Origin of the sequence: Bradyrhizobium sp. Mp19 (assembly GCF_029952935.1) — a bacterium.
Taxonomy (GTDB): domain Bacteria; phylum Pseudomonadota; class Alphaproteobacteria; order Rhizobiales; family Xanthobacteraceae; genus Bradyrhizobium; species Bradyrhizobium elkanii.
This window is the reverse complement of record NZ_JASAUT010000031.1, coordinates 62803-77162: the sequence shown is the minus strand read 5'-3', so window position 1 is coordinate 77162 and position 14360 is coordinate 62803. Positions and strand designations below refer to the sequence as shown.

The following is a 14360-nucleotide window of genomic DNA, read 5'->3' as shown; positions in this document are numbered from 1 at the left end:
GATACTGGCCGGATGGGCAGGGCGTGGCCGGGCCGCCCGGAACTGCCGCTCAGCTCAGCCGCTGCAGGGTCGCCTTCGGGCTCTCGCCGAACTTGGCGCGGTAGGCGCTCGCCATCCGGCTCAGATGGGTAAAGCCGAGGTCGAATGCAATATCGACGATGCGTTCGCCCGGCCGCGCCGTCTTGAGGCGGGCGTTCAGATGGGCGAGGCGGATGTCGAGCAACATCTCGGACACGGTGGTGCCGAAGTGACGGCGGAAGCCGAGTTGCAGCGCGCGGATGCCGGTGCCCGCGATCTCCGCAAGCTCGGCGAGGTCCAGCGGCTCGGTCGCCCGGCTCTCCAGATAGGCGCGCACGCGTTTCAAGGCGGCCGGCTGGGCCTCAGTGCGGCCGTTGAAGACATCGATCGCCGAACTCAGGCTGTGCCGCTGCCCGTTGAGCAGGGCATTGAGAAACGACTCGCGCCAATCGGCCGCCGCGATCGCCGACAAGGTCTTGCGCGGCCCGAGCTGCTCGGCCGCCGTGACAAGATGCTCGATCCGGGCCGAGAGCGTCTGCCCGAGCGGCCCGCTCAGCGCGACGGCCGGGTCGAACTCGACCGGCCTCACCGGCACGCCGCCAAGCGCCGCGGCGCGATGCTCGACCAGCCTGCGGTCGAGCAGCAAGATCAGCTGGGCGCAGTCGCCGCGCCAGGTCATTTCGGTCGGAATGGTCGGCGACAGCAGCGAGGCGGTGTGTCGTGGTCCGGTGGTGAGCTCGCGCGCGGCGGTCCGCACCGAGGCCGAGCCGGACAGCGGCATCTGCAACAGGAAGAAGCGGTCGAGGCAGCCGGGATTGATCGCGACCGATCCGCCATAGGCGACATAGTTGACGGAGAAGCCGTCGAAGTCGGCGCAATTGTGATGCGCGGAGAAATTGCTCGCGGAATGATCGACCGGCGTCAGATCGTGCGGGCAGAAGATGCGGCCGATCGCTTCCGCCGCGTCATCGACGCGATCAGTCGCGACCCGTGCGAACTCCGTCAGCCTTGCGCTTGGAGAATTTGCGCTTGCCGAAACCTCGTTGCCAACAGCAGTCACGCCGGCCGTCCGGAGTTGTTTGAGGCCTAAAACATCATGCAGCCTAGAGCATCCCGCGGCAAAGGGGAACGCCGTTTCGTCGCGCAAACTGCCCGATCTGAGCGCAGGCGAATGCGGCGGCATTGGGCAGCAGCCGGCCGGCGCCGCGCTCCCGCATTGCAGCATGAGGTGCCAGGTGCGGATTCGTTTATCGGCTAGACAGCCTCAGCGGCCGGCGACAGGCTCCGTGCCGGCAATGCGCATCAAAACTGGAGAGGCTGACATGGGCACGCTCGAAAAAGGCATTACCCGAACCGGCACCGGCTACGGCGGCAAGACCTGGAATATCCTGGGCCAGGTCTACTATCCGAAGGCGATTACCGACTCGACCTTCGCGTTCGAGACCAACAGCGACCCCGGCCAGTTCGTGCCGGTGCACATCCACCCGACCCAGGACGAGTTCATCCTGGTGCAGGAGGGCGTGCTCGACCTCAAGCTCGACGGCGTCTGGGTGCAGGCCAAGGCCGGCGACCTCGTGCGCATGCCGCGCGGCATCCCGCACGGCTATTTCAACAAGTCGGACAAGCCGGCGCGGGCGCTGTTCTGGGTGTCGCCGATGCAGAAGCTCGAGGCGCTGTTCGAGAAGCTGCACAATCTGCAGGACCCCGTCGAGGTGGTGCGTATCTCCGCCGAGCACGAGGTGGATTTTCTGCCGCCGGAAGCCAACGACTAGCCGGCGGCCAAACAGACAATACGCACGCGAGGCGGCAATCGCCGGGGCTGGCTCCGGCGATGACGGGGACGCGTGCGCCTAACGAAATTGGACCTGTTCATTCAATTCGGAGCGGTTTCATGGTCAAGCAGAAGCATGTGTGCGTCATCGGCGCCGGCATTTCCGGGCTCGCCGCCGGCAAGGCCTTTGCCGGTCGCGGCCACAAGGTGACCATCATCGAGCGCAGCGGCGATCTCGGCGGGGTTTGGGAGCCGGCGCGCTCCTATCCCGACGTGCAGACCCAGAGCCCGAAGGAGCTCTATCGCTACACCGACAAGGCGATGCCGGAGGCCTATCCGGAATGGCCGAAGGGTCCGCAGGTCCATGCCTATTTGCGCGACTACGCCCGCAGCCATGGGCTCGACGGCGCGATGCGGTTCGACACCAAGGTCGAAGGCATGAAGCGCCGTGCCGACGGCAGGCCGGGCTGGACGCTGGCGCTGCGCTCGACCGACGGCGCCACCGGCCACGAGGATTTCGACTTCGTCGCGGTCTGCACCGGGCAGTTCAACGAGCCGCAGACCTTGCCGCTGGCCGGCGAGGATGGCTTCAAGGCGCACGGCGGGCAAATCCTGCATTCGTCGCAATACAGCGATCCAGCGCTTGCCAAGGGCCGCAAGGTAGTGGTGCTCGGCGGCTCCAAATCGGCGACCGACATCGCGGTGAATGCGGTCAATTCCGGCGCCAGCGAAGTCACCATCGTGTTTCGCGAGCCGGTCTGGCGGATTCCCTATTTCGTCGGCGGCCTCGTCAACTTCAAGCGCATCCTCTACATCCGCGCCCAGGAGCAGATGTTTGCGAGCTGGGGCATCGGACCGATGGCGCGCCTTGCGCATGTCGTGGCAAAGCCGTTCGTGTGGGCGAACTGGCGCGGGCTCGAAAGCATGCTGAAGATGCAGCTCAAGCTGAAGCAATGCGGCATGGTGCCGAAGGAGCGGATCGAGGACGGCGTCAACTGCTCGGTGCCGATCGCAACGCCCGGCTTCTATCCGATGGTCGCCGACGGCCGGATCAAGGCGGTGCGCGGCACCTTCGACCATTACGACGGCAAGACCATCGTGATGAGCTGCGGCCAGCGCGTCGCGGCCGATGTCGCGGTGCTCGCGATCGGCTACAAGCTCGGCGTGCCGTTCCTGCCCGAGGAGTATCAGAACAAGCTGGTCGAGCCCGACGGGCAGTACCGGCTCTATCGGTTGATCGCCAATCCCGATCTGCCCGACATGGGCTTTGTCGGCTTCAATTCGAGCTTCTGCACCGTGCTGTGCGCCGATCTCGCCGCGAACTGGCTGGTGCGCTACGCCGACGGCCAGCTGGCACGGCAGCCGAGCGCGGCCGAGATGAATAGCAACATCGCGATGATGCTGAACTTCAAGCGCGTCGAGCGCCCGGCAGCGGGCGTCTATGGCGGGCTGTGCGTCGCGCCCTATCACTTCAAGCATTTCGACGAGCTGCTCGCCGACATCGGCACCAAGGCGTCGCGCCGCAACCCGCTCGTCGAAAAGTTCACGCCGCCGGATGCGGACGCCTATGCCCGCTTCCTCGCGACCGCGCCGGCATACAGGGCGGTGGCCTAATCGCGGCCGGCGTCGAGGAAGGCCTGCGCGAGGCGCTCGGGATTAGAGAAGCACAGCTCGTGGCTGCCCGGCACCTGGACCAGGCGGAACAGCCCGAGCTTCTCCGACAACCGCGGATGCCAGGGCAGGCTGTGCGGCATCGCGGTGTCCTCGATGCAGTTCACGTAGGATTTCGCGATGGGCATCTCGGCGGGATTGGTGCGCAGCGCGATCTTGTCCTGGAAGGTCTTCAACGGGTGCGGATTGAGCTTGTCATAGGCCCGCTGCGCCGTCTCGAGGTCGGCGTCGTTGATGAAGGCCTCGCGCCAGATCGGGAACGGCAGCACCACCGAGCCGTCGCCGCGCTCGGCGTGGATCGCATCGAACAGGCCGACATAGTGCGGCGGCACCATGTCGTTGAGGCACTCGCCATTGTTGGGCACGAACGCGTTCCAGTAGACCAGCCGGCGGATGCGGTTCGCGGCGGCGTCGGCAACGCCGGTGATGACCATGCCGCCATAGCTGTGGCCGACCAGCACGATGTCATTCAGATTGTGCTCGGCGAGGTAATCCACGATCGACTGGATCGCCTCGGCAAGGCCGGAGTCCTTCCGGTCGCCGGGCCGGTTGCCTTTGATGGTCGGGGTGTGGACGACATGGCCGGCCTTGCGGATAACGGCCGCAACCGGTTCAAACTCGGCGCCGGTATGCCAGGCGCCATGGACGAGAACATAGGTCGACATGTTGTACCTCCCTGTCTGGTTTGGTTAGATCGATTGCCGCGTCCGGACGGACCGGGATACGCGCAAGTTTCATCCGCTTCCTGATGGATACTGACCTGGATATTGACCTGGACCCGCGGAACGCGCTTGGCTGTGAGCGAACCGGACTGGGCTCGGAGTGAACTGATGCAGCAAATCGCCGCCGCGGATCGCTCGCGCAAACTGAGCTGGAATACCGCGGACACCAGGCCGGGCGAGCAGTTTGCCTATTATCGCGAGGCGATCTGCCAGGCCTTCATGAACCTGACGCCGGAGCCGCCGGCGACGCCAGGCTTCCTCGCCCGGGTCGAGACCGTTGGACTCGGCGACGGCGCGGTCAACCGGGTCAGCTTCCCGGAGCATATCGTGCGACGCTCCGCTGCCGACATCGCCGCGTCAAGCCGGCGCTGCTACTACCTCAATCTGAAGCTCGCCGGCCGCTGCCGGATCCAGCAGGCGGGACGCGAGATCAGCCTGTCGCCGGGACAGGTCGGAATCTTCGACAGCGGCCAGCGCTTTGCGCTGCTGCACGACCGCGGCCCGGCGCTGCAGGTCGCCTCGTTCTGGGTGCCGGCCGAGGCGCTGGATGAACGGCTGCCGTCGGCGCCCGAGGCCGCGCCGGCGCGGGTCTCCGATGATCCCTTCGTCGGCCATCTCATCACAGAAACGGCGCAGGTCTTGAACACATCGGCGCTCCGTGCTTCGGATGCGGACAACGCGCGGCTGTTCGGCGTGCTGCTCGATCTGGTCGCGCTTAGCCTGTCGCGCAGCGGCCGCGCAGGCGCCGCCGAGAGCGCCGGCCTTGCCGATGCGACGTGGCTTGCGCTGCGCCGCGCCGTGGACCGCAGGCTGCGCGAGCCCGGGCTCGGCGTTGCCGCCATTGCGGCTGCGATCGGCATCAGCGAGCGCTACGTCCACAAGCTGTTCGAGCGCGCCGGCACGACATTCGCCAGCCATGTGATGGACCGCCGCCTCGACGGCACGGCGCGCGATCTGAGGGACCCCGCGATCGCCGGGCGCACGATCGGCGACATCGCGTTCGACTGGGGCTTCTCCGACCTGTCGCATTTCACGCGGCGCTTCAGGCACCGCTTCGGCTGCACGCCGCGCGACTGGCGCCGCGGCTGACCAACGCTTCGGAAATCGCCATGGCACAGCCGTTCACCTACCAGGTCAGCCCGATGCGGGTCGTGTTCGGGGTCGGCACGGTCGCGCAGTTGGCGGACGAGCTCGACCGGCTCGGCATCAGCCGCGCGCTGGTGCTGGCGAGCCGGCGGCAGCAGGCCGAGCTCGGCGATCTCGCTGACCTGACCGGCGGCCGTGTGGCCGGATTGTTCGACGGTGCAGTGGTGCACACGCCGGTCGCGGTGACCGAACGTGCGATGGAGATCGTCCGCGAGCTCAAGCCGGACGGCGTGGTTGCGATCGGTGCCGGCGCCGCGACCGGCCTCAGCAAGGCGATCGCGCTGCGCACCGACCTGCCGCAACTGATCGTGCCGACGAGCTATGCCGGCTCCGAGATGACGCCGGTGCTCGGCGAGACCGTCGACGGCGTCAAGACCACGCAATCATCGCCGAAGATCCTGCCCGAGGCCGTGATCTACGACGTCAACCTGACCGTCTCGATGCCGGCCAAATTCTCCGCGATCTCCGGCCTCAACGCCATCGCACACGCGGCCGAGGCGCTGTACGCGCGGGATGGCAATCCGATCACCTCGCTGATGGCGGAAGAGGCGATTGCGAAGCTCGCCTCGTCGCTGCCGGAGGTGATCGCGCGGCCGCACGATCTCGACGCGCGCTCCGACGCCCTCTACGGCGCCTGGCTGTGCGCGGTCTGTCTCGGCACCGTCGGCATGGCGCTGCATCACAAGCTCTGCCACACCGTTGGCGCGCTGTTCGACCTGCCGCATGCCGAGACCCATGCGGTGCTGCTGCCGCACACCATCGCCTACAACACACCGGCCGCCCGCGATGCAGTCAGCCGCGCGGCGAGGGCGCTCGGAGCGGCTGACGCCGCCGACGGCCTGTTCGATCTGTCGGCAAGGCTCGGCGCGCCGCGTTCGCTCGCCGAGATCGGCATGCCCGAAGACGGCATCGCAAAGGCCGCCGCGCTCGCCACCAAAAACCCTTACTGGAATCCGCGGCCGATCGAGGAGAGCGGCATCCGCGACCTGCTGAAGCGTGCGTGGTCCGGCGCGCGCCCGCAGGCCGGATAGATCAAACCCCGATCGCGTTGCGCGCGATCACGTCGCGGTAGAATGCCGCGCTCAATTTCGGCACCCGGGCCTGGGTCTCGAAATCCACCCGGTAGAGGCCGAAGCGCTTCTCGTAGCCGAAGATCCATTCGAAATTATCCATCAGGCTCCACAGGAAATAACCGTGGACCGGGACCCCGTCGGCGGTCGCGCGCTGCAACTGCGCAAGGTAGTTGCGCAGGAACATGATGCGGTCGAGGTCGTAGATCTGCCCGTCCGGATGCACCCTGTCCTCGCCGGACGTGCCGTTCTCGCTGATATAGATGCTCTTGATGTTCCACAGCTTGGCGGCGATCCGCGGCGCCCAATAGATCGTCTCTGGCGCGATCCGCAGCCATTCCGAGCTCATATGCGGGAAGGAAGCCGGCATCGGCAGCGGCTTCCAGCCGGGCGCATTATCGGTCGCGAGGATGTAGCATTGCGGCGCGTAGATGTTCAGCCCGACGAAATCATTGGGCTGTGCGATGATCTTCAGCTCGTCCGCGGTGAATTTGGGCGCATCCGCGCCGGCATATTGCAGGAAGCCTTCGGTGTACTTGCCTTCGAGGACGACACCGAGAAAACCCGCATTGAGCTCGCGGGTCGCGATCTCGGTGGCGCGGATGTTCTCCGGCGTGTTGAAGGCGGGGACACAGGCGGTGATGTTTTCGGCCGGCCCCACCCGCGTGCCGGCACGGCCTTTGGCGCGGATCGCCTGCACCGCAAGGCCATGCGCCAGCGCGACGTGGTGGCGCGCCTGGTTCACCTCGCCCGCCGGCAGCTTCAGCCCGGGGGCGTCGACGCCGAGCGCATAGCCGAAGGGGAGGAAACGCCCGACTTCGTTGAGGGTGAAGACGTTCTTCACGCGGTCGGTCAGTCGCTGCGCCACGTAGCCGGCATAGTCGCCGAATGCCTTCGAGGTGTCGCGCGAGCGCCAGCCGCCGACACGGTCCTGCAACGCCTGCGGCAGGTCCCAGTGATAGAGCGTGGCGTAGGGCTCGATGCCGTTCGCAAGCAACTCGTCGACCAGGCGGTTGTAGAAGTCGAGGCCCTTCGGGTTCGGCGCCCCGGTGCCGTCGGGAAACACCCGCGGCCAGGCAATCGAGAAGCGATAGGCCCTGGCGCCGAGCTCCTTGATGAGGCGGACATCCTCCTTGTAGCGGTGATAGTGGTCGTTGGCGCGATCGCCGGTCGAGCCGTCCTCGATCTTGCCCGATGTATGGGTGAATGTGTCCCAGATCGATGGGCCGCGGCCGTCCTCATTGACCGCGCCCTCGACCTGGTAGGACGAGGTCGCGGTGCCCCAGACGAAGCCCGTGGGAAAGTTTGTGCCGTCCGGCCGCGACGCACGGTTTGCAGCCTCGGCGGGGCCGGTCAAACCGAGCGCCGAGAGGCCTGCGAGGCTCGCAAACTGCCGGCGCGAGAACTTTCCGAACATTGTTGTCTCCCGTCGCGGACGTTGCCGCTGGAATGCGAGCCGTACGTTAACCTTCCATCCCGCCGTTGAGCAACAAGGGTCAGCAGGCCAAAGCGGCGTGGCGAGCGGCGCACCAATCAATGCGAAGCATTGTGACGCCAATGTCGCGGAGTTGTCAGTTTTGTGGCGACATTTTCTCTACTAGATTGCCTGCTACGTCCTTCCGCAATGACATCCGAATATCCCCGAGATCCCCGTGAGCTGCGCGCGATGAACAAGCCTGCAACCCATGTCCGAAGGGCGCTGCTGCGGCGTCTTGCCACTGCGATCGGCTTGGCTTTGGCGATGGCCGCAAGCGCGCAGGCCGAGCAGACATTTTCGTTCGACCACACGCCCGGAAAGCTCGCGAAGACGGTCGTCCCGTTGCATTACGCGATCGAGCTGACGCCTGACATCGCCAGCCTCGCTCTGCCTGGGGTGGAGACCGTCGACATCGAGGTGCGCGAGGCGACCGCGCAGCTGACGCTGAACGCGATCAACACGGCATTCGCAGGGGTCACGATCGATGACGGCGCGCAGCGCGCGGAGGTCGCGACCGACGCCGCCGCGCAGACCGCGACGCTGACCTTCGCCAAGCCGCTCGCGGCCGGCCGCCACAAGCTGCGCATCGCCTTCACGGCGCAGATCAATAAATTCGGCACCGGCCTGTTCTCGGTCGATTACCCGACCAAAATCGGGATCAAGCGGATGATCTCCAGCAAGCTGGAGCCGGCCGATGCAAGGCGGATCTTCCCGTGCTGGGATGAGCCGTCGTTCAAGGCGAGCTTCGCGCTGACCGTCGTCATTTCGCGCAATCTGCTCGCGGTCGGCAACATGCCGGTGACCAGCGAAGAGCCGGTCGCCGGCGATCTCAAGAAGGTTACGTTCGCGCCGACGCCGAAGATGTCGAGCTATCTGTTCGTGCTCACCGTCGGCGAACTCGAGCGCGTCACAGCGGATGCCGGCGGCGTCACGGTCGGCGTGGTGACGACGGAGGGCAAGGGCGGGCAGGGCCGGTTCGCGCTCGACAGCGCGGTGAAGCTGCTCGCCTATTACAACGACTATTTCGGCGTGAAGTATCCTCTGCCGAAGCTCGACCTGATCGCCGTTCCCGGCGGGTTCGGCGGCGCGATGGAGAACTGGGGTGGCATCACCTTCTTCGAGAGCCGGCTGCTGTTCGATCCCGCGACCTCTGCGGAGACCGCGCGGCGCGGCATCTTCGCGATCATCGCGCACGAGATGGCGCATATGTGGTTCGGCGATCTCGTCACCATGGCGTGGTGGGATAATCTCTGGCTCAACGAGGGCTTTGCCAGCTGGATGGCAACCAAGGCCTCGGAGCAGTTCTATCCAGAGTGGCAGGGCTGGCTGAACGGCTACGGCGCGAAGCAGTTCGCCATGACGCTCGATGCGCGGCGCACCTCGCATCCGGTCCAGCAGCCGATTGCCGATCACAGTGAAGCGGTCACGGCATTCGACGCCATTACCTACAACAAGGGGCAGGCGCTGATCCGCATGCTCGAGAACTATCTCGGCGAACAGGCGTTCCGCGACGGCATCCGCAAATACATGGCCGCGCATGCCTACGGCAACTCGATGACCGCTGATCTCTGGCAGGCGCTCGAGAGTACCGGCGGCAAGACGATCGCCGGTATCGCGGCCTCGTTCACCGAGCAGGACGGCGTGCCGCTGGTCGTGGCCGAGGCGGCTTGCGATGGCGTGGCGCAACGCCTGACCTTGCGGCAGGATCGCTTCGTGATCGTGCCGGCCAACAATCCGCCGCTGCCGGCCCGCAACTGGCAGATTCCGGTCGCGGTCGGACCGGCGCATGGCAGGCCGTTTGACGAGATATTGCTGAAGGGAAGCACCAATATCCCGGCCGGCGCCTGCGGCGATGCGATCAAGGTCAATCTCGGCGATGTCGGCTACTACAGGGTCGAGTACGGTCCGAAGAACCGTGCGGCGTTGTTGAACGCCTTCCCGCAAATGCAGGTCGCCGACCGTCTCAATGTCGTCACCGACAGCTGGGCGCTGGTGCAGGCGGGCCGCGCGGAGGCGCCGTCCTATCTCGCGCTGCTCGACGCGCTCGATGCCGGTGACCATCGCGCGGTGTGGGACCAGGTGATCTCGACATTCGCGGCGCTGAACCGCCTGTCGCGCGGCCGCACCGAGCAGCCGGTGATCCAGGCCTATGCCCGCGCCAAGCTGCGCCCGGTGTTCGATCGGATCGGATGGGACGGCGCCGGTTCAGGCGGCGATGACACTGCGTTGTTGCGTGCAAGCCTGATCTCGACGCTTAGCGACCTCGGGGATGCGGCTATTGTGGCGGAAGCGAAGCGGCGCTTTGCGGCATTCGTCGATGATCCCAATTCGCTTCCGACCGCATTGCGCGATGCCGTCACGCATGTTGTCGGTGTGACCGCCGATCGGGCAACCTATGACAAATTGCTCGCGCTGGCGCGCAACAGCACGGCGACCAATGAACGGCTGCGTTATTATCTCGCGGCGGCAAGCGCCCGCGATGCCGAATTGGCGCGGGCGACGCTGGCGTTGACGCTGACCAACGAATTGCCCGATACGATCGTGACGGGGATGATCAACGCGGTTGCGTCCGCAGGCGAGCAGCCACAGCTCGCCTGGGACTTCGTCCGGACCAATTTCGATATCTTGCTGGCAAGGCAGGGGCCGAACTTCCGCGACCAGTTCGTGCCGAACTTCATGACCAATTTTACCGATGAGGACCACGCGGCGGAACTCGCCGCGTTTGCTCCGTCGCAATCAACCACCGGCGGACGGGTGATGGTGGCGCGATCCGTGCAGGCGATCGCAATTTCAGCCGATCTTGCCGCGCGCGTGCTGCCCGCCGCCGACGCCTGGATCAGGGCGCACAAGCCGTGAGATCGCGAGGGAGTTTCCGGCAGCGCGCGATGCGGATATGCTCCGTGCGCGGCATGCAATCAACGATGCGAGGCTGAGATGGTCAAAGGTTCCGATTTGCTGGTCGCGGCCCTCGAGAATGAGGGCGTGGAGCGGGTGTTCGGCGTTCCCGGCGAGGAGAATCTCGACGTCGTCGAGAGCCTGCGCAAATCCTCGATCAAGCTGATCGTCACCCGCCACGAGCAGGCTGCGGCGTTCATGGCGGCGACCTATGGCCGGCTGACCGGTAAGCCCGGTGTGTGCATGACGACGCTCGGCCCCGGCGCGCTCAACCTCACTACCGGCGCCGCCTACGCGCTGCTCGGCGCGATGCCGATGGTGATGCTGACGGGCCAGAAGGGCATCTTGAGCAGCCGGCAGGCCAAGTTCCAGATCGTCGACATCGTCAACACGTTCCGCCCGCTAACCAAATTGTCGCTGCAGATCGTCAGCGGCGCGACCATTCCGACGCTGGTCCGTGACGCCTTCCGCATTGCGACGCAGGAACGGCCGGGGCCGGTGCTGCTCGAGCTGCCGGAAGACATCGCAGGCGACGAGACGACGCCGGTCGAAATGATACCGCCGCATCCGATCGAGATTCCGATCGCGCACGCCGCCGCGCTCGACCGCGCCGCTGACATGATCCTGAAGGCACAGCGCCCGCTGATCATGCTTGGTGCGGCGGCATCGCGTCCGCGTTCGACTGCCGGGATCGGCGATTTCGTGCGGCGCACGAAAATCCCGTTCTTCACGACGCAGATGGGCAAGGGCACGGTATCCGGCGGCACCAATCAGTATATGGGAACCGCCGCGCTGAGCGAGCGCGACTATGTGCACGAGGCGATCGACCGCGCCGACCTCATCATCGCGATCGGTCACGACACGGTCGAGAAGCCGCCCTTCATCATGGGCCCGAAGGGCCCGCAGGTGATCCATGTCAGCTACATGCCGGCAACGGTCGAGCAGGTCTATTTCCCGCAATGCGAGGTGATCGGCGACGTCGGTCCGAGCCTTAAGCTGCTGGCCGATCGGGTCGAGGGAAAGCTGCCGCATGCCAGCGCGCTGCTCAGCCTGCGCCAGGGCATTCTGGCGAAGATCACCGATCGCGCCACCGAGGGCCGCTGGCCGCCGACGCCGCAGCGCATCGTGCACGATGTGCGGCAGGTCATTCCGGAGGACGGCATCGTCGCGCTCGACAACGGCATGTACAAGATCTGGTTCGCGCGCAACTACCGCACGCTGCTCGCGAACTCGCTGCTGCTCGACAACGCGCTCGCGACCATGGGCGCCGGTCTGCCGTCGGCGATGATGGCGGCGATGCTGTATCCGAACAACCGCGTGCTCGCGGTGTGCGGCGACGGCGGCTTCATGATGAACTCGCAGGAGCTCGAGACCGCGGTCCGCCTCAAGCTCAATCTGGTGATCCTGATCCTGGAGGATTCCGCTTACGGCATGATCCGCTGGAAGCAGGCGGTCGATCATTTTCCGGATTTCGGCCTGACCTTCGGCAATCCGGATTTCGTCAAATACGCTGAAAGCTACGGCGCCAAGGGTTCGCGGATCGCGAGCACGGATGCGATCGTCCCGACACTGGAACGGGCGTTCTCCGGCGGCGGCGTGCACCTCGTCGTGGTGCCGATCGACTATACCGAGAACAAGCGGGTGCTGGTCGACGAATTGCGCGAGAAGGTGCAGCAGATCGATGTGTCGTAGAGCATGATCCGGACCCGAAAGGCCGCGTTAGCGCAAAGTGCGAAGCGGTTTTCCCTCGCGACAAACGCAAAGCGTTTGCGCGGAGATCATGCTCAAACAAGAAGCTGAAGCATGGCTGCGGTGGGCAAGGAACGAAAAGCCCTCGGCTTGATTGAACGTAAGCCGCCATGGTAGCACGCCAAGATGTCACGCAATGGCATCACCATTGCGCAGATGGTCGGCGATACCAGATCTGAGAGGTCACGTGACTGCACCAAATCCTGCCGCCGGCAAACCCATCGATCCCGCCTCGCTCGCCAATGTGCCGCGGCTCGTCACGGCCTATTTTGCCGGCAAGCCCGATGCCACCGATCCTACCCAGCGGGTTGCGTTCGGCACCTCGGGCCATCGCGGCTCGTCGCTGAAGAATTCCTTCAACGAGGACCATATCCTCGCCACCACGCAGGCGATCTGCGATTACCGGCGCGAGAAGGGCCTCACCGGGCCGTTGTTCATCGGCATCGACACCCATGCGCTGGCCGAGCCGGCGCTGGCCAGCGCGGTCGAGGTGTTCGCGGCGAACGGCGTCGAGATCATGATCGATGCGCAGGGCGGCTACACGCCGACGCCGGTGATCTCGCACGCGATCCTGAGCTACAACAAGGGCCGCAGCACGGGCCTTGCCGACGGCGTCGTCATCACGCCGTCACACAATCCGCCGGAGGATGGCGGCTACAAATACAATCCGCCGCATGGCGGCCCGGCCGACACCGATGTCACCGCCGTGGTCGAGAAGAACGCCAACCGCTATATCGAGACCGGCCTCAAGGGCGTGGCGCGGATGCTCTACGATCGCGCGCGCAAGGCCGCGACCACGCATCTGCACGACTACATCACGCCCTATGTCGCCGATCTCGGCAACACCGTCGATCTGGCGCTCATCAAGTCCGCCGGCGTCAAGATCGGCATCGACCCGCTCGGCGGCGCGGCGGTGCACTACTGGCAGCCGATCATCGCGCGCTACGGCATCAGCGCCAGCGTCGTCAATGAGGCCGTCGATCCGACCTTCCGCTTCATGACCGCGGACTGGGACGGCAAGGTCCGGATGGACTGCTCGTCGCCTTATGCGATGGCGAGCCTGATCGGGATGCGCGACCGGTTCGACGTCGCCTTCGCTAACGACACCGACGCCGACCGCCACGGCATCGTGACCCGCTCGAACGGGCTGATGAACCCGAACCACTTCCTCGCCACCGCGATCGCCTATCTGTTCGCGCACCGGCCGCAATGGAGCAAGGACGCCGCGATCGGCAAGACCATCGTGTCGAGCTCGATCATCGATCGCGTGGCGAAGAAGCTGAACCGCAAGCTGGTCGAGACGCCGGTCGGCTTCAAATGGTTCGTCGACGGGCTCGGCAGCGGCGGCTTCGGCTTTGCCGGCGAGGAGAGCGCGGGCGCTTCGTTCCTGAAGCGCGACGGCTCGGTGTGGACCACCGACAAGGACGGCATCATCCTCGGCCTCCTGGCAGCCGAGATCATCGCCAGGACCGAGCGTGATCCGAGTGAATTGTTTGGCGAGCTGACCGCCGAACTCGGCGTTCCCTATTACGAGCGCATCGATGTGGCGGCGACGCCGAAGCAGAAGAACGCGCTGAAGGCGCTCGGGCCCGAGCAACTCAACATGACGCAGCTCGCCGGCGATGCCGTGCGCGCGGTCAGGACCAAGGCGCCGGGCAACGACCAGCCGTTCGGCGGCATCAAGGTCGAAAGCGAGGCGGGCTGGTTCGCCGCGCGTCCCTCCGGCACCGAGGATGTCTACAAGATCTACGCCGAAAGCTTCCGCGGGCCGGATCATCTGAAGCAGATCCAGGGCGATGCGCAGGCCGCGATCGCCAAGGTGTTCTGAAAGGCGCGGGCCG

At 65.7% G+C, this 14360-nt stretch carries 10 protein-coding genes; 7 read left to right on the top strand and 3 right to left on the bottom strand.

Going from position 1 to position 14360, the window contains the following annotated elements; translation table 11 throughout:
• Nucleotides 1-49 precede the first annotated feature (49 nt).
• Nucleotides 50-1078, bottom strand: coding sequence for an AraC family transcriptional regulator (locus QJT82_RS28680; RefSeq protein ID WP_028342534.1), 1029 nt, complete (start codon nucleotides 1076-1078; stop codon nucleotides 50-52).
• Between the two features lie 262 nt (nucleotides 1079-1340).
• On the opposite strand from QJT82_RS28680, the gene QJT82_RS28675 reads away from it, so the two are divergent.
• Together QJT82_RS28675 and QJT82_RS28670 are read left to right on the top strand one after the other, a co-directional pair.
• Nucleotides 1341-1790, top strand: coding sequence for a cupin domain-containing protein (locus QJT82_RS28675; RefSeq protein ID WP_016842394.1), 450 nt, complete (start codon nucleotides 1341-1343; stop codon nucleotides 1788-1790).
• 119 nt (nucleotides 1791-1909) lie between these two features.
• Nucleotides 1910-3403 carry an NAD(P)/FAD-dependent oxidoreductase gene (locus QJT82_RS28670; RefSeq protein WP_028342533.1) on the top strand — a complete coding sequence of 498 codons (1494 nt, stop codon included), beginning with the start codon at nucleotides 1910-1912 and terminating at the stop codon, nucleotides 3401-3403.
• Here the strand turns inward: QJT82_RS28670 and QJT82_RS28665 are convergent.
• Nucleotides 3400-4125, bottom strand: coding sequence for an alpha/beta hydrolase (locus QJT82_RS28665; RefSeq protein ID WP_028342532.1), 726 nt, complete (start codon nucleotides 4123-4125; stop codon nucleotides 3400-3402). The two genes, QJT82_RS28670 and QJT82_RS28665, sit on opposite strands and share 4 nt — an antisense overlap.
• 165 nt (nucleotides 4126-4290) lie before the next feature.
• On the opposite strand from QJT82_RS28665, the gene QJT82_RS28660 reads away from it, so the two are divergent.
• The gene (locus tag QJT82_RS28660) at nucleotides 4291-5271 is read left to right on the top strand and encodes a helix-turn-helix domain-containing protein (protein ID WP_028342531.1); all 981 of its coding nucleotides are present in this window, start codon (nucleotides 4291-4293) and stop codon (nucleotides 5269-5271) included.
• 20 nt (nucleotides 5272-5291) lie between these two features.
• Complete coding sequence (locus tag QJT82_RS28655; protein ID WP_028342530.1) at nucleotides 5292-6359, top strand: maleylacetate reductase; 1068 nt, start codon at nucleotides 5292-5294, stop codon at nucleotides 6357-6359.
• A gap of 1 nt (nucleotide 6360) precedes the next feature.
• Here QJT82_RS28655 and QJT82_RS28650 read toward each other — a convergent pair whose 3' ends face one another.
• Nucleotides 6361-7815: a GH1 family beta-glucosidase gene (locus QJT82_RS28650; protein ID WP_028342529.1), complete on the bottom strand. Its 1455-nt coding sequence runs from the start codon at nucleotides 7813-7815 to the stop codon at nucleotides 6361-6363.
• Between the two features lie 249 nt (nucleotides 7816-8064).
• Here QJT82_RS28650 and QJT82_RS28645 point away from each other — a divergent pair, with 249 nt between their 5' ends.
• From QJT82_RS28645 to pgm, 3 genes are all read left to right on the top strand, one after another.
• On the top strand, nucleotides 8065-10731 hold the full coding sequence (locus QJT82_RS28645) for a M1 family metallopeptidase (RefSeq protein WP_028342528.1): 2667 nt from the start codon (nucleotides 8065-8067) through the stop codon (nucleotides 10729-10731).
• 78 nt (nucleotides 10732-10809) lie between these two features.
• Nucleotides 10810-12462: an acetolactate synthase large subunit gene (locus tag QJT82_RS28640; RefSeq protein WP_028342527.1), complete on the top strand. Its 1653-nt coding sequence runs from the start codon at nucleotides 10810-10812 to the stop codon at nucleotides 12460-12462.
• Between the two features lie 244 nt (nucleotides 12463-12706).
• Nucleotides 12707-14347 (top strand): phosphoglucomutase (alpha-D-glucose-1,6-bisphosphate-dependent), encoded by a 1641-nt coding sequence (gene pgm / locus QJT82_RS28635; RefSeq protein ID WP_028342526.1) that lies wholly within the window; start codon nucleotides 12707-12709, stop codon nucleotides 14345-14347.
• The last annotated feature ends 13 nt before the right edge of the window (nucleotides 14348-14360 follow it).

Bases quoted from the DNA above. Each gene is read 5' to 3' on its own strand.
- QJT82_RS28670 (WP_028342533.1), top strand. From the start codon at position 1,910: ATGGTCAAGCAGAAGCATGTGTGCGTCATCGGCGCCGGCATTTCCGGG.
- QJT82_RS28660 (WP_028342531.1), top strand. From the start codon at position 4,291: ATGCAGCAAATCGCCGCCGCGGATCGCTCGCGCAAACTGAGCTGGAAT.
- QJT82_RS28640 (WP_028342527.1), top strand. From the start codon at position 10,810: ATGGTCAAAGGTTCCGATTTGCTGGTCGCGGCCCTCGAGAATGAGGGC.
- QJT82_RS28645 (WP_028342528.1), top strand. From the start codon at position 8,065: ATGAACAAGCCTGCAACCCATGTCCGAAGGGCGCTGCTGCGGCGTCTT.
- QJT82_RS28655 (WP_028342530.1), top strand. From the start codon at position 5,292: ATGGCACAGCCGTTCACCTACCAGGTCAGCCCGATGCGGGTCGTGTTC.
- QJT82_RS28650 (WP_028342529.1), bottom strand. From the start codon at position 7,815: ATGTTCGGAAAGTTCTCGCGCCGGCAGTTTGCGAGCCTCGCAGGCCTC.
- QJT82_RS28665 (WP_028342532.1), bottom strand. From the start codon at position 4,125: ATGTCGACCTATGTTCTCGTCCATGGCGCCTGGCATACCGGCGCCGAG.
- QJT82_RS28675 (WP_016842394.1), top strand. From the start codon at position 1,341: ATGGGCACGCTCGAAAAAGGCATTACCCGAACCGGCACCGGCTACGGC.